At 32.6% G+C, this 19330-nt stretch carries 20 protein-coding genes; 15 read left to right on the forward strand and 5 right to left on the reverse strand.

Features of this window, described 5'->3' with window-relative positions; translation table 11 throughout:
• Nucleotides 1-93 precede the first annotated feature (93 nt).
• Together ACM595_RS00890 and ptsP are read left to right on the forward strand one after the other, a co-directional pair.
• Nucleotides 94-360, forward strand: coding sequence for a phosphocarrier protein HPr (locus tag ACM595_RS00890; RefSeq protein ID WP_002483688.1), 267 nt, complete (start codon nt 94-96; stop codon nt 358-360).
• Between the two features lie 2 nt (nt 361-362).
• Nucleotides 363-2078, forward strand: a complete 1716-nt coding sequence (ptsP, locus tag ACM595_RS00895) for a phosphoenolpyruvate--protein phosphotransferase (RefSeq protein WP_041079056.1) — start codon at nt 363-365, stop codon at nt 2076-2078.
• Between the two features lie 301 nt (nt 2079-2379).
• On the opposite strand, the gene ACM595_RS00900 is transcribed toward ptsP, so the two are convergent.
• Nucleotides 2380-2610, reverse strand: a complete 231-nt coding sequence (locus tag ACM595_RS00900; protein WP_115338591.1) for a glutaredoxin family protein — start codon at nt 2608-2610, stop codon at nt 2380-2382.
• A gap of 199 nt (nt 2611-2809) precedes the next feature.
• Here ACM595_RS00900 and ACM595_RS00905 point away from each other — a divergent pair, with 199 nt between their 5' ends.
• The 3 genes from ACM595_RS00905 (at nt 2810) to ACM595_RS00915 (ending at nt 5932) form a co-directional block, all read left to right on the forward strand.
• The gene (locus tag ACM595_RS00905; RefSeq protein WP_069821864.1) at nt 2810-4162 is read left to right on the forward strand and encodes a cytochrome ubiquinol oxidase subunit I; all 1353 of its coding nucleotides are present in this window, start codon (nt 2810-2812) and stop codon (nt 4160-4162) included.
• Nucleotides 4162-5178 carry a cytochrome d ubiquinol oxidase subunit II gene (locus ACM595_RS00910; protein ID WP_002483684.1) on the forward strand — a complete coding sequence of 339 codons (1017 nt, stop codon included), beginning with the start codon at nt 4162-4164 and terminating at the stop codon, nt 5176-5178. The genes ACM595_RS00905 and ACM595_RS00910 overlap by 1 nt, the downstream gene beginning before the upstream one ends.
• A 94-nt stretch (nt 5179-5272) precedes the next feature.
• A complete protein-coding gene (locus tag ACM595_RS00915; protein ID WP_002483683.1) occupies nt 5273-5932 on the forward strand; it encodes a potassium channel family protein in 660 nt (219 codons plus the stop codon).
• A gap of 140 nt (nt 5933-6072) precedes the next feature.
• Here ACM595_RS00915 and ACM595_RS00920 read toward each other — a convergent pair whose 3' ends face one another.
• The 3 genes from ACM595_RS00920 to ACM595_RS00930 all read right to left on the reverse strand — a co-directional run bounded on the left by ACM595_RS00920 (nt 6073) and on the right by ACM595_RS00930 (nt 8728).
• Nucleotides 6073-6276 carry a hypothetical protein gene (locus tag ACM595_RS00920; protein WP_069821866.1) on the reverse strand — a complete coding sequence of 68 codons (204 nt, stop codon included), beginning with the start codon at nt 6274-6276 and terminating at the stop codon, nt 6073-6075.
• Between the two features lie 374 nt (nt 6277-6650).
• Nucleotides 6651-8513 (reverse strand): ribonuclease J1, encoded by a 1863-nt coding sequence (gene rnjA, locus ACM595_RS00925; RefSeq protein ID WP_041079060.1) that lies wholly within the window; start codon nt 8511-8513, stop codon nt 6651-6653.
• The gene (locus ACM595_RS00930) at nt 8513-8728 is read right to left on the reverse strand and encodes a DNA-dependent RNA polymerase subunit epsilon (RefSeq protein ID WP_002483681.1); all 216 of its coding nucleotides are present in this window, start codon (nt 8726-8728) and stop codon (nt 8513-8515) included. The genes rnjA and ACM595_RS00930 overlap by 1 nt, the downstream gene beginning before the upstream one ends.
• Nucleotides 8729-9229: 501 nt before the next feature.
• On the opposite strand from ACM595_RS00930, the gene ACM595_RS00935 reads away from it, so the two are divergent.
• Nucleotides 9230-9502, forward strand: a complete 273-nt coding sequence (locus ACM595_RS00935; protein WP_011303418.1) for a hypothetical protein — start codon at nt 9230-9232, stop codon at nt 9500-9502.
• Between the two features lie 214 nt (nt 9503-9716).
• Here ACM595_RS00935 and def read toward each other — a convergent pair whose 3' ends face one another.
• Nucleotides 9717-10268 carry a peptide deformylase gene (gene def, locus ACM595_RS00940; RefSeq protein ID WP_011303417.1) on the reverse strand — a complete coding sequence of 184 codons (552 nt, stop codon included), beginning with the start codon at nt 10266-10268 and terminating at the stop codon, nt 9717-9719.
• 124 nt (nt 10269-10392) lie between these two features.
• On the opposite strand from def, the gene ACM595_RS00945 reads away from it, so the two are divergent.
• From ACM595_RS00945 to ACM595_RS00985, 9 genes are all read left to right on the forward strand, one after another.
• Nucleotides 10393-11019, forward strand: coding sequence for a YkyA family protein (locus ACM595_RS00945; protein WP_002483678.1), 627 nt, complete (start codon nt 10393-10395; stop codon nt 11017-11019).
• A 266-nt stretch (nt 11020-11285) separates the two neighbouring features.
• Nucleotides 11286-12398 carry a pyruvate dehydrogenase (acetyl-transferring) E1 component subunit alpha gene (pdhA, locus tag ACM595_RS00950; RefSeq protein ID WP_069825773.1) on the forward strand — a complete coding sequence of 371 codons (1113 nt, stop codon included), beginning with the start codon at nt 11286-11288 and terminating at the stop codon, nt 12396-12398.
• 3 nt (nt 12399-12401) lie between these two features.
• Nucleotides 12402-13379 carry an alpha-ketoacid dehydrogenase subunit beta gene (locus ACM595_RS00955; protein WP_002483676.1) on the forward strand — a complete coding sequence of 326 codons (978 nt, stop codon included), beginning with the start codon at nt 12402-12404 and terminating at the stop codon, nt 13377-13379.
• 144 nt (nt 13380-13523) lie between these two features.
• Nucleotides 13524-14825: a dihydrolipoamide acetyltransferase family protein gene (locus ACM595_RS00960; protein WP_115338590.1), complete on the forward strand. Its 1302-nt coding sequence runs from the start codon at nt 13524-13526 to the stop codon at nt 14823-14825.
• A 3-nt stretch (nt 14826-14828) separates the two neighbouring features.
• Nucleotides 14829-16235 (forward strand): dihydrolipoyl dehydrogenase, encoded by a 1407-nt coding sequence (gene lpdA, locus ACM595_RS00965; RefSeq protein WP_002483674.1) that lies wholly within the window; start codon nt 14829-14831, stop codon nt 16233-16235.
• Nucleotides 16236-16467: 232 nt separating this feature from the next.
• Entirely contained in the window at nt 16468-16746 is a 279-nt protein-coding gene (locus ACM595_RS00970) for a UPF0223 family protein (protein ID WP_002483673.1), read from the forward strand.
• Nucleotides 16747-16887: 141 nt separating this feature from the next.
• On the forward strand, nt 16888-17427 hold the full coding sequence (locus tag ACM595_RS00975; protein WP_011303414.1) for a helix-turn-helix domain-containing protein: 540 nt from the start codon (nt 16888-16890) through the stop codon (nt 17425-17427).
• Between the two features lie 12 nt (nt 17428-17439).
• A complete protein-coding gene (locus ACM595_RS00980) occupies nt 17440-18522 on the forward strand; it encodes an ABC transporter ATP-binding protein (RefSeq protein WP_419744416.1) in 1083 nt (360 codons plus the stop codon).
• A 4-nt stretch (nt 18523-18526) separates the two neighbouring features.
• Complete coding sequence (locus tag ACM595_RS00985; protein WP_011303412.1) at nt 18527-19330, forward strand: ABC transporter permease; 804 nt, start codon at nt 18527-18529, stop codon at nt 19328-19330.

Below are 19330 nucleotides of genomic sequence, written 5' to 3' on the forward strand. Positions count from 1 at the left end.
TTATAATAATAATTTGGTAATGTTATTATATAAAACTATGCTAGGTTTTATAATAAACTAACGATTCTAACTATACGAAGGAGAAATCATTTTATGGAACAAAAATCATATGTAATTATCGACGAAACAGGTATTCACGCTCGTCCAGCGACAATGCTTGTTCAAACTGCCTCAAAATTTGATTCTGATATTCAATTAGAATATAACGGTAAAAAAGTTAACTTGAAATCAATCATGGGTGTTATGAGTTTAGGTGTAGGTAAAGATGCTGAAATTACAATCTACGCTGATGGTAGCGATGAAAAAGATGCAATTGAAGCAATCACTGACATTTTATCTAAAGAAGGATTAACTAAATAATTATGTCTAATTATATAAATGGTATAGCTGCATCTGACGGTGTAGCTATAGCTAAAGCATACTTATTAGTTGAACCAGATTTATCATTTGATAGCGAAAAAGTGTCAGATGTAGATGCTGAGATTGCAAAGTTCAATAATGCTATTCAAACATCCAAAGTTGAATTAACTAAAATTAGAAATAATGCTGAACAAAATTTAGGTGCTGATAAAGCAGCAATTTTTGATGCGCATTTACTTGTTTTAGATGATCCTGAATTAATTCAACCAATCGAAGAAAAAATTAAGAATGAACAAGTTAACGCACCAACTGCATTATCTGATGTAACTGGACAATTCATTACTATTTTTGAATCAATGGATAATGAATATATGAAAGAACGTGCTGCCGATATCCGCGATGTTTCAAAACGTGTGTTAGCACATATTTTAGGTGTAGAATTACCAAATCCTAGTATGATTGATGAAAGCGTTGTTATAATCGGTAACGATTTAACACCTTCAGATACTGCTCAATTAAATAAAGAATTTGTACAAGGATTTGTAACTAATATAGGTGGTAGAACTTCACATTCAGCAATTATGAGTCGCTCATTAGAAATTGCTGCAGTTGTAGGTACTAAATCTATTACTCAAGAAGTTAAACAAGGTGACATGATTATTGTTGACGGTTTAACAGGTGAAGTCATCATTGATCCTACTGAAGATGAAGTCATTGCTTATCAAAACAAGCGTGAACGTTTCTTTGAAGACAAGCAAGAATTACAAAAATTACGCGATGAAGAGACAACTACAATTGATGGTAGACACGCTGAACTTGCTGCCAATATCGGTACACCGAATGATTTAAAAGGTGTAATTGAAAATGGTGCAGAGGGCATTGGATTATACCGTACTGAATTTTTATATATGGGTAGAGACGAAATGCCAACTGAAGATGAGCAGTTCGAAGCTTATAAAAAAGTATTAGAAACGATGGAAGATAAACGCGTTGTTGTACGTACTTTAGATATTGGTGGAGATAAAGAACTACCTTATCTGAATTTACCTGAAGAAATGAATCCTTTCTTAGGTTACCGCGCTATCCGTTTATGCTTAGATCAACCTGATATTTTCAGACCGCAGTTGCGTGCATTATTACGTGCATCTGCTTTTGGTAAATTGAATATCATGTTCCCTATGGTAGCTACAATCCAAGAGTTCCGTGATGCTAAAGCATTGTTACTTGAAGAAAAAGATAACTTAACAAATGAAGGCATTGAAGTTTCTGATGATATCGAACTTGGTATTATGGTAGAAATTCCTTCTACTGCTGCTTTAGCAGATGTATTTGCTAAAGAAGTTGATTTCTTCAGTATAGGAACGAATGATTTAATTCAATATACAATGGCTGCTGATAGAATGTCAGAACGTGTTTCTTACTTGTATCAACCATATAATCCTTCAATATTACGTTTAGTAAAACAAGTAATAGAAGCTTCTCATAAAGAAGGTAAATGGACTGGTATGTGTGGAGAAATGGCTGGCGATGAAATTGCAATTCCATTGTTATTAGGCTTAGGATTAGATGAGTTCTCAATGAGTGCTACCTCAGTACTTAAAGCACGTCGTCAAATCAAAGGTTTAAGTCAAAATGAAATGGAAGAATTAGCTCAAAGAGCAATTGATTGTGCTACTTCTGAAGAAGTTCAAGATTTAGTAAATCAATACGCTAAATAAAATGAGTACTTATTAAAAAATAAAGATATGTCTTGGATATAAACATCTGAGATTAACTAAAAACGCCGATTTCTATTGTAATTAAATAGAAATTGGCGTTTTTTATGTTTGGAAAGTGAATTTAAAGGCTGGAGGGTTTGCATAGAGTGTTTAATATTAATAAATTTTATTTAGAAATGGCTAAAGAAACACGAATGATTAATTTTTAATTTTGTAAAAAGTTACAAAATACGTTACTTTATAATTAGTACTTAATTAACTTTACAACATAATTAAATTGTTAACTTTGAGAATGCATCGCTTATTTATTATTTAATGTGCTATTTATTTTATCCATGTCAATTTGGTGCATTGGTTCACCATTTAATAAAATAAAAGGTGTTGCAAATGCATCATAATCAATCATTTCATTTCTATATTGTGTATTACTGATATTTTTTTCACGATATGCGACATCATTGTCAGCTAAGTAGTTTTTGATGAAAGTACAAGGTGGACAATCATTTTGTGTGTATATGATAATCTCGTTCATAATCGGTTTATCCTTTCTTTATTCAATTTACTATAATATAAGAGACTTTAAAATATATTTCAAGTCTTTTAAATTGTATGAAATTAGACATTAATTTGTCACTTTATTTTGAGAGAAATAAATTTAAAAAATATGTACACCGGTTTATAATGGAAAGACGTTGTGATTTTTGTCACAAATAAATAAAAAAGGTGATATTATGGATTCAGTTGAATTAGCACGGTTTTTAACTGCGATGACACTCGCAGTGCATATAATTTTTGCAACAATTGGTGTGGGGATGCCAGTCATGTTCGCTATTGCCGAATTTATTGGTATTAAGAAAAATAATCCACTATACACAACATTAGCCAAAAGATGGTCCAAAGGTTATACGATAACAGTAGCTGTAGGTGTCGTGACAGGTACAATTATAGGTCTACAGTTGTCATTACTATGGCCAACATTTATGCAAATGGGTGGACATGTTATAGCATTACCATTATTTATGGAAACATTTGCTTTCTTCTTTGAAGCGATATTCTTGAGTATATATCTGTATACATGGGATCGTTTTAAAGGAAAATGGACGCACTTTTTAATTAGTATACCAGTTATCCTTGGTGGATCATTCTCGGCGTTCTTTATTACTGCCGTTAACTCATTTATGAATACACCTGCTGGATTTGAAATGAAAAATGGCAAAATGGTTAATGTAGAACCATTAGCAGCAATGTTTAATGATTCGTTTTTAATTAGATCATTCCATGTGGTTGCAACTGCACTTATGACAATGGCGTTTGTATTAGCGGCTATCGCTGCTTTCAAATTACTCAAAAATAAATTTAAAAAAGATACAGAATATCATAAAAAAGCACTAAAACTAACTATGATCTTAGGTGTTGTTTTTACATTAGGATCTATGTTAGCAGGTGACTTATCTGCTAAGTTCTTACATCAAGAGCAACCAGAGAAATTAGCAGCTTATGAATGGCACTTTGATACGGAATCACATGCAGATTTAGTTTTATTTGGTTCCTTAGATGAAAAAACGCAAGAAGTAAATGGCGCAATTAAAATTCCTGGTCTCCTTAGCTTTTTAGCTGATAATAATACTAATACAGAAGTTAAAGGTCTGGATGAATTTCCAAAAGATTTACAACCACCAATGATTGTACATTATTACTTTGATCTCATGGTTTCGATGGGGGTATTTTGTTTAGTCGTTTCCGGTGCATATGTACTTACACTTATATTTAAAAAACTGCGGAAATTTACACATTCAAAACCTATGTTATATGGTGCACTATTGACTGGTCCAGCGGCTATGCTAGCAATCGAGTTTGGTTGGTTCTTAACAGAGCAAGGTCGTCAGCCATGGATTGTTCGTGGTTATCTTAAAGTAGCAGATGCTGCGACACAAGCAGGAGGATTAACCCTAGTTACAATTCTATTCGGCTTGTTATACCTTGTGTTAATAGTTACCTCTGCTTATGTATTAATTCGTATGTTTAAAGAGAAACCAGCTTATAAAGAAGTTGAAGCACTAGCTTCAGAAAGAGGTGATGCATAATGATATTCGCATATATTGGCATTTCCGTACTTTGGATTTTCTTATTCTGTTACATCATTATTGCATCCATAGATTTTGGTGCAGGTTTCTTTACATTACATGCCAAAATTACAAAGCAGGATAAGAAAATAAATCATTTAATAGCACGTTATTTAAACCCAGTTTGGGAAGTGACAAATGTTTTCTTTGTATTCTTCTTTGTTGGTATGGTAGGTTTTTTCCCTGACACTGCAATGTATTTTGGAACAGTGTTACTATTGCCAGCCTCTATCGCTTTAATATTACTGTCTATTAGAGGTGCATTTTATGCCTTTGAAAATTATGGCCCAGATAGTAAATTAGTTTGGTTAGCAATGTATGGTATCGCTGGTTTATTAATACCAGCATCACTTGCTACGACATTAACGATTTCAGAAGGTGGATATATCACTGGAACAGAAAATAATTTGGATTTAAATTGGACAGAGTTATTATTAAGTCCATACTCTTGGTCAGTCGTATTCTTAGCGATTATCTCAGTTCTGTATATATCTTCAGGGTTCTTAACATATTATGCTTCGAAAGCAAAAGATAAACCAGCGTATAACTTATTAAGATATTGGTTCTTAATTTGGGGCCCACCAATGATAGCAATTTCATTATTTGTATTTTTATCATTGCGTTTACAAAATGAAGCACACTTCATCAATGCAGTATCTAATTATTGGTGGATATTCTTGTTAAGCTTTATTTGTTTTATTGGTGCAATGGTCTTAACATTAATGAAAAAAGGACATGGTTACGCATTTATATTAGTCATTTTACAAATGGGATTTGCATTTTTCGGATATGGTGCAAGTAAATTACCATATTTACTTTATCCGTTCATTCGTATAAATGAACACGTAGTAAATAGTAGTATGGCAATTGCGTTAATCATTGCCTTTATTTTAGGTTTACTTTTACTGATTCCATCGTTAATATTAATATTAAGATTATTTGTTTTCGACAAAAAATATGTGGAAGGCAAAAAATAGAAGATTTTCAAATGTGGTTATGATTGTTCTAAATAATACTTATGTGGTGTTGTTTAGAATGGTCATGCCACGATTTTTAAATTGGAGGACACACATGGATAAAGAGTATGTTGTAATTGGTTTAGGCCGATTTGGCGGTAGTATTGTAAGAGAATTAAATGCGCTTGATATGGATGTAATGGCAATTGATATGAATGAAGCACGTGTGAATGAATATAGTGATATTGCAACACATGCTGTAGTTGCTGACACTACAGACGAGGCAGTTATGAAGAGTCTGGGCATGAGAAATTTTGATCATGTGATCGTTGCAATTGGTGAAAATATTCAATCGAGTACCTTAACAACATTAATCTTAAAAGAATTAGGTGTGAAAAAAGTTACAGCCAAGGCTCAAAATGATTATCACGCTAAAATTTTAAATAAAATTGGTGCTGACACGGTAGTACACCCAGAAAGAGATATGGGGAGAAGAATCGCACATAATGTAGCGAGTGCCAGTGTTCTTGATTATTTAGAACTTGCAGATGAGCATTCTATAGTAGAAATTAAAGCGAGTGAAAAAATGGCTGGTCAAACTATAATTCAATTAGATATTCGTGCGCAATTTGGAATAAGTATCATAGCGATTAAAAGAGGTAGAGACATTTTAGTATCTCCAGATCCTAATATTAGTATTGAAATAGGAGATATTTTAATCATGATTGGACACGATAATGATTTAAATCGTTTTGAGAAAAAAGTAGTAAGATAACTTATTTAAAAATGAGGCAGTAATATTAATATTTTTGATTAAAAATAAACGTCAATTTCTATTGAGATAGTATAGAAATTGACGTTTTTTTGCATTTATGAAAGGTGGTAAATTAGCGAGAAACTATCTTATTTTGTTAATCACAATTTGTTGTTAAAGTTATTGTTACTATTGTACTTTTTTACATTAGTAATTAAAACATATAACCCAATGGTTAACATCAGTATTGGAAGAACTATTATTAAATATATAGATAATGCACCAAATAAATTAGTAATCATCGCTAGTATCAGAATGATGAGCATAATTAAGATGACTAAATTCAGACTCAAAGTTTTCGACATGATAATCCTCCTATATACATAAAGTGATTCATATACTCAATTTTATATAATTATGATTATTAAAGGTAGTAGAGAAGAAATAACAACTGATAAATTACATATGGTATGACAATAGATGTTAAAATGGCCCAAATAATTAATACGATAAGTATATAACTTATCTTTGTAAATCAAATACTTCTCTTTAAATTAATGTCACATCACAGCTAATATATCATAGCATAAATGCTGTTCGTATATTGTAAGTTGTATTAATGCTTGTTTTTACAGTTGTGTTGAATAATAAAATGAGTAAATATAAAGCAGCCTAATCCTTAATGAGGATTAGGCCGCTTACTGTGACAATGAAGATTTAAGTCCATTCCCGTACTTTTTTAAGATTCTGAATTTTGGTTTTGATTCGATTGATTTGGTTTTTCAACGGATTGATTGGCTTTATTTGAGCCATTTTTATTACTTGATTTTTCTACATTTTGTTGATTTTTTGATGGTGATTTTGTGTTGTTTTTCTTCGGTTTCGTATTTTTGTTACTTGGTTTTTTAGTGGATGTTTGATTATTATCTTCATTCACTTTCATGATAACTGGTAATATCATTGGTTTACGTGCAGTTTTTTCAAATAAATAGGGTTGTAATGTTTCGATAATTGAAGATTTGATTTGGTGCCATTGAATATCTTGATTCTGATTCAACTTACCAATTACATCCGTTTTGATTCTACGTTGTGCATCATAAATCAATTGACCAGATTCACGCATATATACGAAACCTCGTGAAATAATATCTGGTCCTGAAAGAAGTTTATTCGTTTTAAAGTCAATGCTTACTACTACTATGACTAAACCTTCTTCAGATAAAAGCTTTCTATCACGAATAACGACGTTACCAATATCACCAATACCACTACCATCAACTAAAACATTGCCAGAAGGAATTCTGCCGGCTTTTCTAGCTGAATCATGTGTTAATGCTAAAACATCACCAATATCAAAGATAAAGACATTGTCAGGATCAACACCACATTCGATACCTGATTGACCGTGTGCTTTTAGCATACGATACTCACCATGAATTGGTAAGAAAAATTTAGGACGTAGTAGGCGAAGCATTAATTGTTGATCGCCTTTAGAACCATGACCAGAAGTATGAATGTTAGATACTTTATTATGAATAACCTCGGCACCTGCACGGTAAAGGGAATTAATCGTACGATTAATACTCTTTGTATTTCCTGGAATAGGTGAAGAGCTAAATACGACTGTATCTTCTGGAATAATTTTGATTTGTTTATGTGTACCATTGGCAATTCTTGATAAAGCTGCCATTGGCTCACCTTGTGAACCAGTACATAAAATTAATAATTCATGTTTTGGAACAGTGTTTATTTTGTTAGGTTCCACAAATGTTTCTGGTGGTGCTTTGATGTAACCTAATTCCATACCAATTTTAATATTGTTTTCCATTGAACGACCGAATGTAACGATTTTACGATTATGTTTAATTGCAGCTTCAACAGCTTGTTGAACTCTGTAAATGTTTGAAGCAAATGTCGCGAAAATAATACGTCCACTGCAATTGCGGAAGATTTTTTCAACATTTTGTCCAACTTCACGTTCACTTAAAGTAAAATCTGGAACGAGTGAATTTGTTGAATCTGAAAGTAAACAAAGTACGCCTTCTTCACCAAGCTTTGCCATTTTTGCAATGTTTGCTGGTTCTCCAACTGGTGTGAAGTCAAATTTGAAATCTCCAGTATGCACAATATTACCTTCTGGTGTATTTACGATAACACCATAGGCTTCTGGAATACTGTGTGTTGTTAGATAGAAAGATACTTCAAAATGCTTCGATTTAATAACGCTACTTTCATCAATTTCAATTAATTCTGTAGTTCTTAATAAATGATGTTCTTCTAATTTGTTTCTAATCAAACCTAAAGCTAATGGACCGCCATATATAGGTACATTAATTTGCTTTAATAGGTAGGGCACACCACCTATATGGTCTTCATGTCCGTGAGTAATAAACAGACCTACAATTTTATCTTGGTTTTGTTCTAGGTATGTGATATCAGGAATAACATAATCGATACCTAATAAATTATCGTCAGGAAATTTAATACCTGCATCAATAATAACGATTTCATCCTGATACTCAACAGCGTAGGTATTTTTACCGATTTCACCTAAACCACCAAGTGCGTATACCGCAACTTCATTTTTGTGGATTTGTTTCATTATTCAGCTTGCTCCACGTTGAAGTGATCAGATTGTTTTTCATATTCTAAATGTGCGCCCTCTAATTTAGTAATAAATTCAATATTAAAATTACGATCCTTCAAATATCTTCTAACTTGTTCTTCAGTTTGTGCTTCAACATAAATAGTTTGTGTGTGTTCACGTACGATTACTTCTTCTTTATTATGTTGATAAAATACTTTAAATACTGCCATTTTATATATTTCCTCCTAAAAATCATGTGTTGATTTTATAATTATTTTTATTGTAATACCCTAGCACTTTGTATATATGAAAAAGATGAGACTACTTTTATAAAACGAGCTCTGTTTTTCATAAAAAGTGTTATTACTACCATCTATAATTAGAACATACTAGTATTGTCTGGTAAGTTTTTAGGGTGATCTTCAGTTCGTTCGAATAGAAAAACACAAATACTTTAATTTGTATGTTTTCAGTTATTTCTCATTTTACATGATGTAGTGGAATAAATAAAGCAGTTTTATCACAAGAGAAAACTATTTAATAGTACAAGTTACTTCTTATTTAAATTACATATTAAAAATTACTGAAATTAAATACAGAAAATTTTGAAAAAACAACATAAAAACTTGAGTAGTATATAAAAATTAATTAAGATAAAGAAGTATCTTAAAGGGAAAGTTAAGTACAATATATTAAGTATGATACATAAGTAAATATTTGAGGTGGACCATTTGAACAATGTAAAGAGAATAGTAGAAGATGTAAAAAAAGAAAAAGTGCGTACGGATAAAATATTTAAGGATATCACTTTTGAAGTACGTGCTGAGCAAGTTATCATGTTTTTTAATTATAATGAAATTATTGATACAGTGAATGAGGATCAAAATTATGTTAAACATAACCACGATCCAGAGTTTATTGATATTCAGCAATTAACTGAATTAAAGGCTGAGTTTAAAGAGCTAGATATTCCATTTCATGAGCGAAGAGATGATTTCATGTAATTCATAGATATAACAATGAAAGAATATGATATTGTTGATAATTTATTTGTAAAATGTTTGATAACCAAGTTTAATACGATGTTAAGTATACATTGCCAAAGTTAAAAAGTTTAAAAATAAAAAGAGCTAATCCGACTGCGGATTAGCTCTTTTAGTTTGAGCATGGTTATTTATGAACCAAACTCTTGTTTATAATATGTTTTAATCAAATAGATTAAACTTCTACAGCATCATTATGTGGCTGAAGTGGATTATTTGGATCTATATGATCATAGAACATGATGCCGTTGATATGGTCAATTTCATGTTGAACCACAACAGCAGGGTAACCTTTCAAGCGCAATTTAACTTCTTTTCCATCGATATCTGTAGCTTTAACAGTAATTCTATTTTTACGATGAACTAATCCTGGAATGTTTTCATCTACGCTTAGGCAACCTTCACCTGTAGGAAGATACGCTTCTTGAATACTGTGGCTCATGATTTTTGGATTAACTAACATCAAATCATATGACTTGCCATTTCCGTCATCAGGGAGATAAACGGCAATCATTTTTTTTGAAATATTAATTTGTGGCGCGGCAAGACCCACGCCTGAGCGCAAACCATATTTAGTAGCAATTTCATCATCTTGACTATTAATTAAAAATTCACGCATAGCCAATAACGTATTACGATCTTCTTCAGAAAGCGGTAAAGTAACATCTTTTGCTTTTTCACGAAGAGTAGGATGTCCATCACGGATAATATCTTTCATAGTTAACATTTGTTCATACACCTTCCTTAATATAAAATATACCAAAGTTTCATAGATAAAATACAGTAGTTAGATTTGATTTGTTATAAAATATTATATAACATTACAAGCACATAAAGGAGGATTTTTCAAAATGAAATTAAAATATGGCATCGGTGCAGTCATTGCTTCTACAGTATTAGTTGCAGGTTGTACAACAGATAAAGGTGAAATCAAAGATTACAACGAACAAGTTCAAAAAGCTTTTGATGAAGAAAAGCCTGTATCATCTGTAGGGAAGAAATTAAATAGTTTAGAACAAGACAAACAAAAATTAGTGAAAAAAATCAACGGTAAAGACCAACAAGAAGTACAAGAAACTTCTAAAAAAGTTGTAGATAATGTAGAACAAAGAGAAAAAGAATTCGGAAAAGAAGAAAAAGCCATAAATAATTCTGAAGAAAAATTCAAAAAAGCGGAAAAACATTTAGATAATATTAGCGACAAAGCGAAGAAAAAAGAAGTTAAACAACTAAATGATGCACTTAAAGAAAAATATAAGGCACATGATGAATATGCAAAAGCCTATAAGAATATCATGAATAAAGAAAAAGATATGTTTGAATATACTGCTGGCGATCAAGTAGAACAATCTCAAATTGATAAAAAATCTGAGGCAGTATCAAAATCATATAAAGATATGAATAAAGCCTTCAAAAAGTATTCAGATACAATGAATAAAGTGAATAAAGAAAAAGAAGATGTAGATAGCCTAGCTTAATTCAAAAAAGCGAGTCATTTGAAATTATAATATGGAAGATATAGTATAAGTATTGGTTGCGCTTACATTCAAATGGAAATGCTCAACGATAGACATACAATGACTGGTAATACAGTTGTAATAATTTTATTAGTACAGTTGCGGAACTGTACCTGTTTTAACTACTACAGAACTTTTTCAAATTGTTTAAAAGCGAAACAGTTTTGTGGTACAATGTTTAAGAATAAAATGAATTTCTATTATACGGGAAAGGTTTGGTGAATTGAATGGCTCCGAAATTAAAAGCCCAATTCGATGCAGAGAAAGTATTGAATGATACTCAATCTCAATTTGAAATGATTCAAATTTTGGATGAAGATGGTAACGTCGTTAACGAAGATTTATTACCAGATTTGTCAGACGAGCAGTTAGTTGAATTAATGGAGAGAATGGTTTGGACACGTATCCTTGATCAACGTTCTATTTCATTAAATAGACAAGGTAGATTAGGTTTCTACGCTCCAACAGCAGGACAAGAAGCTTCACAATTAGCTTCTCAATACGCTTTAGAACAAGAAGATTTTATTTTACCAGGTTACCGTGATGTACCACAATTAATCTGGCAAGGATTACCTTTAACTGAAGCTTTCTTATTCTCAAGAGGTCACTTTAAAGGTAACAGAATGCCTGAAGGCGTTAATGCGTTAAGCCCACAAATTATTATTGGCGCACAGTATGTACAAACTGCTGGTGTAGCATTAGGTATTAAAAAACGTGGTAAGCAAGCTGTAGCAATTACTTATACTGGTGATGGTGGTTCTTCACAAGGTGATTTCTACGAAGGTATTAACTTTGCTTCTGCTTATAAAGCACCTGCAATTTTTGTAATCCAAAATAACAACTATGCTATCTCTACACCTCGTAGTAAACAAACAGCGGCAACTACTTTAGCTCAAAAAGCAATTGCTTGTGGTATCCCAGGTTTACAAGTTGATGGTATGGATGCATTAGCTGTATACCAAGCGACAAAAGAAGCGCGTGACCGTGCTGTTAATGGTGATGGTCCAACATTAATTGAAACAATTACTTACCGTTATGGTCCTCATACTATGGCTGGTGACGATCCAACTAAATACAGAACTTCAGATGAAGATTCTGAATGGGAGAAAAAGGATCCATTAGTTCGTTATAGAAAATTCCTTGAAGCTAAAGGTCTATGGACTGAAGAAAAAGAAAACGAAGTAATCGAACGTGCGAAAAATGATATTAAAGCTGCTATCAAAGAAGCAGATAATACAGAAAAACAAACTGTTATTGACTTGATGGAAAATATGTACGAAGAAATGCCTCAAAATTTAGCAGAGCAATATGAAATTTATAAAGAGAAGGAGTCGAAGTAACCGATGGCACAAATGACAATGGTACAAGCGATTAACAACGCGCTTAAAACCGAATTACAAAACGATGAAAATGTTTTACTTTTCGGTGAAGACGTCGGTGTTAACGGTGGTGTTTTCCGTGTAACTGAAGGTTTACAAAAAGAATTCGGTGAAGATCGTGTATTCGATACACCTTTAGCGGAATCTGGTATTGGTGGTTTAGCTTTAGGTTTAACTACTCAAGGATACCGTCCAGTTATGGAAATACAATTCTTAGGATTCGTATTTGAAGTATTCGACTCTGTAGCAGGACAATTAGCGCGTACGCGTTTCCGTTCTGGTAACTCTAAACAAGCACCAGTAACAATTCGTGCTCCATTTGGTGGCGGTGTACATACACCTGAATTACACGCTGATAACTTAGAAGGTATCTTAGCGCAATCACCTGGTCTAAGTGTTGTAATTCCTTCTAATCCTTACGATGCTAAAGGTTTATTAATTTCTGCAATCAGAAGTAACGACCCAGTTGTTTACTTAGAGCATATGAAATTATATCGTTCATTCCGTGACGAAGTACCTGAAGAAGAGTATACAATCGAAATTGGTAAAGCGAACGTTAAACAAGAAGGTAATGATATTACACTAATTGCTTATGGTGCGATGGTACAAGAATCATTAAAAGCAGCAGAAGAATTAGAAAAAGAAGGTTATTCAGTAGAAGTCATTGACTTACGTACTGTACAACCAATCGACATTGAAACACTTGTTGCTTCAGTTGAAAAAACTGGACGTGCTGTAGTAGTTCAAGAAGCGCAACGTCAAGCTGGTGTTGGTGCAGCAGTTGCTTCTGAATTAGCAGAACGTGCAATTCTTTCATTAGATGCTCCAATCGCTCGTGTTGCAGCAGCAGACACGGTTTATCCGTTTACGCAAGCTGAAAATGTTTGGTTACCAAACAAAAACGATATTGTTGAAAAAGCAAAAGCAACATTAGAATTTTAATAATCACTGATAAGAAGTAGCGTATACGATAAGTCGATATACCTACTTCATTCAGGTTTATATATAAGCATGAGATTTGAGTTGTTTAGCGCATTCTCAATTTCTAATTTTTGACTTAATATGAATTTTTAGGAGGATAATAACGTGGCATTTGAATTTAAATTACCCGACATTGGTGAAGGTATCCACGAAGGTGAAATTGTAAAGTGGTTTGTTAAAGCTGGAGATACAATTGAAGAAGATGATGTATTAGCTGAAGTTCAAAACGACAAATCAGTTGTTGAAATTCCATCACCTGTTTCAGGTACTATCGAAGAAGTACTAGTAGATGAAGGTACTGTAGCAGTTGTTGGTGATACAATTGTTAAAATTGATGCACCTGATGCAGAAGACATGCAATTTAAAGGTAGCGAAAGTGACGAGGCTTCAAGCGAGTCAACAGAAGCTCCTGTTGAAGAAAGCACTAAAGAAGAAGCATCAGCACCTGCTCAATCTTCAAATGATGAAGAAGTAGATGAAAGTAAACGTGTTAAAGCAATGCCGTCAGTTCGTAAATACGCACGTGAAAATGGCGTTAACATTAAAGCTGTTTCAGGTTCAGGTAAAAACGGACGTACGACTAAAGAAGACGTTGATGCTTACTTAAATGGTGGACAAGCAACAGGTTCAAATGAAAGTGCAGCAGCAACTAGCGAAGAAACTACAAGTTCTGCACAATCAGCAGCAGTTTCTACAGAAGGGGAATACCCAGAAACTACTGAAAAAATACCTGCAATGCGTAAAGCAATTGCTAAAGCAATGGTTAACTCAAAACATACTGCACCTCACGTAACATTGATGGATGAAATTGATGTGCAAGAATTATGGGATCACCGTAAAAAATTCAAAGAAGTTGCAGCTGAACAAGGTACTAAATTAACTTTCTTACCTTACGTTGTCAAAGCACTTGTGTCTGCACTTAAAAAATACCCAGCACTTAATACTTCATTTAATGAAGAAGCTGGTGAAATCGTGCATAAACATTACTGGAATATCGGTATTGCAGCTGACACTGACAGAGGTTTACTCGTACCAGTAGTTAAAAATGCTGATCGCAAATCTATGTTTGCAATTTCAGACGAAATTAATGAACTTGCTGTCAAAGCACGTGATGGTAAATTATCAGCTGATGAAATGAAAGGTGCTACTTGTACAATTAGTAACATCGGTTCAGCAGGTGGACAATGGTTCACACCAGTTATCAATCACCCAGAAGTTGCTATCTTAGGTATTGGTCGTATTGCGCAAAAACCTATCGTAAAAGATGGAGAAATTGTTGCGGCACCAGTATTATCATTATCACTAAGCTTTGACCATAGACAAATTGATGGTGCAACTGGTCAAAACGCTATGAATCATATTAAACGTTTATTAAATAATCCAGAATTATTATTAATGGAGGGGTAAAACATGGTAGTTGGAGATTTCCCAATTGAAACAGATACTATTGTAATTGGAGCAGGACCTGGGGGCTATGTTGCAGCAATACGTGCAGCACAGTTAGGTCAAAAAGTAACAATCGTAGAAAAAGGCGAACTTGGTGGCGTATGTCTTAATGTAGGATGTATTCCTTCAAAAGCGTTATTACACGCTTCGCATCGTTATGATGAAACTAAAAACTCTGAAAATTTAGGTGTTATTGCTGAAAGTGTTTCACTTAAATTTGATAAAGTTCAAGAATTCAAACAATCAGTTGTTAAAAAATTAACTGGTGGTGTTGAAGGACTATTAAAAGGTAATAAAGTTGAAATCGTAAAAGGCGAAGCTTACTTTGTTGATAATAATAGCCTACGTGTTATGGACGAGAAAAGTGCTCAAACTTACAACTTCAAACACGCGATTATTGCAACTGGTTCTAGACCAATTGAAATCCCTAACTTCAAGTTTGGTGACCGTGTAATTGATTCAACTGGCGCTTTAAATTTACAAGATGTACCTGGTAAATTAGTTGTCGTTGGTGGCGGTTATATTGGTTCTGAATTAGGTACTGCATTTGCTAACTTTGGTTCTGAAGTAACTATTTTAGAAGGTGCTAAAGATATCTTAGGCGGTTTCGAAAAACAAATGACGCAACCTGTTAAAAAAGGTATGAAAGAAAAAGGCGTTGAAATTGTTACTGAAGCAATGGCGAAATCAGCTGAAGAAACAGACAATGGTGTTAAAGTGACTTATGAAGTAAAAGGTGAAGAACAAACAATCGACGCTGATTACGTATTAGTTACTGTTGGACGTCGTCCAAACACTGACGAATTAGGCTTAGAAGAATTAGGTCTTAAATTCGCAGATCGCGGTTTATTAGAAGTAGATAAACAAAGCCGTACATCAGTTGAAAACATCTTTGCAATTGGCGATATCGTACCAGGTTTACCACTTGCACATAAAGCAAGTTATGAAGCTAAAGTAGCTGCAGAAGTTATTGCTGGAGAAGCATCAGAAGTAGACTACATTGGTATGCCTGCTGTATGTTTCACTGAACCAGAATTAGCGACAGTTGGTTATACAGAAGCTCAAGCTAAAGAAGAAGGTTTAGCAGTTACTGCTTCTAAATTCCCTTATGCAGCTAATGGTCGTGCGTTATCATTAGATGATACAACTGGATTTGTTAAATTGTTAACACTTAAAGAAGATAATACATTAGTAGGTGCTCAAGTAGTAGGTACTGGGGCTTCTGATATTATTTCTGAATTAGGTTTAGCAATTGAATCAGGTATGAATGCTGAAGATTTAGCATTAACTATTCATGCTCACCCAACATTAGGTGAAATGTCTATGGAAGCTGCTGAAAAAGCATTAGGATTACCTATCCACACTATGTAATTATAAGTAATTTCAAATAAATTTAATTGGGACTGGGACATCGATGAATGTCTCAGTCTCATTTGCTTTTATAGATATAGATAGCAATATCGAGTAGTTAATAAAATAATAGAATAGTATGATTACAGGTTTATTAAGTAAAGTCTTTTACTGTTACATTTTATTTATACATAAAGCATAGCAAACATAAATTGAGGTTTATCATAATTTGAATGAAAGGGTGTTAAAATCTATGGAGTACCAATATCCCATTGATTTAGATTGGTCAAATGATGAAATGATGCAAGTTGTTTCTTTCTTTAATGCAGTAGAATCCTATTATGAATCAAGTGTAGAAGGAGAAAAATTGTTAGATCGCTACAAACAATTTAAAAAAATCGTTCCAGGTAAAGCCGAGGAAAAACAAATTTTTAAAGAATTTGAAAATAGTAGTGGCTATAGCAGTTATCATGCAGTGAAAGCAGTTCAATCATCACCAGATCAAAAATTATTTTCAGCAAAAAGTAAATAAGTATTGTCTTCATCGTTATATTTTGATATTTTTATTAAGCATTAAACAAAATGTTTGATAAATATAAACAGCATATAACGATTTTTTAATTTTACATAATAGCATTAGATTCAATTTTGAAAATTACAAAAAGGTGACAATATGGAAATTGGAAAGAAAATTAAAAATTTAAGAAATATAAAAAAGTTAACGCAAGAAGAATTGGCAGAAAGAACAGATCTTTCAAAAGGTTATATTTCACAAATTGAAAGTCAATATGCATCACCAAGTATGGAAACATTTTTGAATATATTAGAAGTACTTGGCACAAGTCCGAGTGATTTTTTCAAAGAACCTAAATCTGAAAAAGTATTATATAAAAAAGCAACACAAATCACATATGATGAATATGATAAAGGTTATATTTTGAACTGGCCAGTTAGCCAATCAAACGAATTTGATATGGAACCATTGATATTAACTTTAAGAGCGAATGCATCATATAAAAATTTTGGACCATCTGAATCTGATACCTTCATATATTGCTTAAAAGGTGAAGTAGTACTCATGTTGGGTAATCAAAATTATTATGCAACAACTGGTGACGCGCTTTATTTTAAAGCGAACCAAATACATAGACTAGAAAATCAAACAGCGGATGAAGTACAAGTAATGATTGTTGTTACAGCTTCATATCTATAGGAGGACACGCGTATGGAACCATTATTATCATTTAAATCTGTAAGTAAGCAGTATGATGATATGCAGATATTAGACAAAATAGATATAGATATTGAATCAGGATATTTTTATACATTATTAGGGCCATCAGGTTGTGGTAAGACAACGATATTAAAATTAATTGCAGGTTTTGAAGAAGCTGATAATGGTGACATTATTTATCAAGGTAAATCAATTAATCATTTATCAGCGAATAAAAGAAAAGTTAATACTGTGTTCCAAGATTATGCGTTATTCCCTCACTTAAATGTCTATGACAATATCGCTTTTGGGCTAAAATTAAAAAAATTAGCCAAATCAGAAATCAAACGAAAAGTACATGAAGCATTGAAGTTAGTGAAACTGGAAGGTTATGAATCAAGAACGATAGAGGGCATTAGTGGTGGACAAAAACAACGTATTGCAATAGCAAGAGCAATTGTCAATGAGCCTGAAATTTTATTGTTAGATGAATCTCTATCTGCTTTGGATTTAAAATTAAGAACTGAAATGCAGTATGAACTTAGAGAAATACAATCTCGATTAGGCATTACATTTATTTTTGTTACACATGATCAAGAAGAAGCATTAGCGCTTAGTGATTATATATTTGTGATGAAAGATGGTAAAATCCAACAATTTGGTACGCCAATTGATATTTATGATGAACCAGTCAATCGTTTTGTTGCTGATTTTATCGGTGAATCAAATATCGTAGAAGGTAAGATGGTTAAAGATTACTTAGTGAATATCTATGGGCAAGATTTTGAATGTGTAGATATGGGTATACCTGAGCAAAAGAAAGTTGAAATTGTGATTTGTCCTGAAGATATTTCATTGATAGATGCAAAAAGTGGACTGTTTGAAGTTACTGTAGATTCTATGTTATTTCGAGGCGTGCATTATGAAATAAATTGTATTGATAGAAAAGGCTATGAATGGATGATTCATTCAACTAAAAAAGCAGAAGTAGGTAGTAAAGTAGGTTTATACTTCGATCCTGAAGCAATTCATATTATGGTTCCTGGTGAGACAGAAGAAGAATTTGATAAACGAATTGAAAGTTACGAGGAATAAGACAATGCGTAAACTGAATCGATTTCTCTTTATCCCATATGTATTATGGATGATATTATTTATTATTGTACCTGTGTTATTACTTGTTTATTTTTCACTATTTGATATTCAGGGTCATTTCAGTTTTGAAAATTATAAACAAATGTTTTCGTGGAAATATTTTAGCATGATTTGGGATTCAGTTATTTTTGCAGCTGTCATTACTATCATTACATTGTTCATTAGTTATCCAGCTGCTTATTTTATACGAAATTCAAAATATCAAAATTTATGGTTAATGATACTCATTATTCCAACTTGGATTAATTTACTTCTAAAGACCTATGCATTTATAGGGTTATTGAGTCATGATGGTGTTATCAATCAAATGTTAAATTTATTACATTTACCTAAAATGGATTTATTATTTACTGTACCTGCATTTATACTTGTTGCCAGTTATATTTATATACCATTTATGATTTTACCCATTTTCAATAGTATGAAAGACATCCCTAATAACATTTTACAAGCCTCTAGTGATTTAGGTGCTAGTCCGTTTACGACTTTCCGAAAAATCATCTTACCACTTACAAAACAAGGTGTGTTAACAGGGGTTCAAGTGACATTTATTCCAGCATTATCGTTATTTATGATAACAAGGTTAATTGCTGGAAATAAAGTGATTAACATAGGAACTGCGATAGAGGAACAATTTCTAGTGATTCAAAACTACGGCATGGGTTCCACTATAGCATTATGTTTGATTCTCTTTATGGCGTTAGTGTTAATCATTACGAATACTAAATCTACAAATGGAAAAGGGTGA

Source organism: Staphylococcus sp. LKG3-1 (genome assembly GCF_048568385.1).
In the GTDB taxonomy this organism is placed as follows: Bacteria; Bacillota; Bacilli; order Staphylococcales; family Staphylococcaceae; genus Staphylococcus; species Staphylococcus saprophyticus.

Coding starts and splice junctions, on each gene's coding strand:
- ACM595_RS00985 (WP_011303412.1), top strand. CDS start 18,527: ATGCGTAAACTGAATCGATTTCTCTTTATCCCATATGTATTATGGATG.
- ACM595_RS00910 (WP_002483684.1), top strand. CDS start 4,162: ATGATATTCGCATATATTGGCATTTCCGTACTTTGGATTTTCTTATTC.
- pdhA (WP_069825773.1), top strand. CDS start 11,286: ATGGCTCCGAAATTAAAAGCCCAATTCGATGCAGAGAAAGTATTGAAT.
- ACM595_RS00890 (WP_002483688.1), top strand. CDS start 94: ATGGAACAAAAATCATATGTAATTATCGACGAAACAGGTATTCACGCT.
- ACM595_RS00905 (WP_069821864.1), top strand. CDS start 2,810: ATGGATTCAGTTGAATTAGCACGGTTTTTAACTGCGATGACACTCGCA.
- def (WP_011303417.1), bottom strand. CDS start 10,268: ATGTTAACTATGAAAGATATTATCCGTGATGGACATCCTACTCTTCGT.
- ACM595_RS00930 (WP_002483681.1), bottom strand. CDS start 8,728: ATGGCAGTATTTAAAGTATTTTATCAACATAATAAAGAAGAAGTAATC.
- lpdA (WP_002483674.1), top strand. CDS start 14,829: ATGGTAGTTGGAGATTTCCCAATTGAAACAGATACTATTGTAATTGGA.
- rnjA (WP_041079060.1), bottom strand. CDS start 8,513: ATGAAACAAATCCACAAAAATGAAGTTGCGGTATACGCACTTGGTGGT.
- ACM595_RS00975 (WP_011303414.1), top strand. CDS start 16,888: ATGGAAATTGGAAAGAAAATTAAAAATTTAAGAAATATAAAAAAGTTA.
- ACM595_RS00920 (WP_069821866.1), bottom strand. CDS start 6,276: ATGTCGAAAACTTTGAGTCTGAATTTAGTCATCTTAATTATGCTCATC.
- ACM595_RS00915 (WP_002483683.1), top strand. CDS start 5,273: ATGGATAAAGAGTATGTTGTAATTGGTTTAGGCCGATTTGGCGGTAGT.
- ACM595_RS00945 (WP_002483678.1), top strand. CDS start 10,393: ATGAAATTAAAATATGGCATCGGTGCAGTCATTGCTTCTACAGTATTA.
- ACM595_RS00970 (WP_002483673.1), top strand. CDS start 16,468: ATGGAGTACCAATATCCCATTGATTTAGATTGGTCAAATGATGAAATG.
- ACM595_RS00980 (WP_419744416.1), top strand. CDS start 17,440: ATGGAACCATTATTATCATTTAAATCTGTAAGTAAGCAGTATGATGAT.
- ACM595_RS00955 (WP_002483676.1), top strand. CDS start 12,402: ATGGCACAAATGACAATGGTACAAGCGATTAACAACGCGCTTAAAACC.
- ptsP (WP_041079056.1), top strand. CDS start 363: ATGTCTAATTATATAAATGGTATAGCTGCATCTGACGGTGTAGCTATA.
- ACM595_RS00900 (WP_115338591.1), bottom strand. CDS start 2,610: ATGAACGAGATTATCATATACACACAAAATGATTGTCCACCTTGTACT.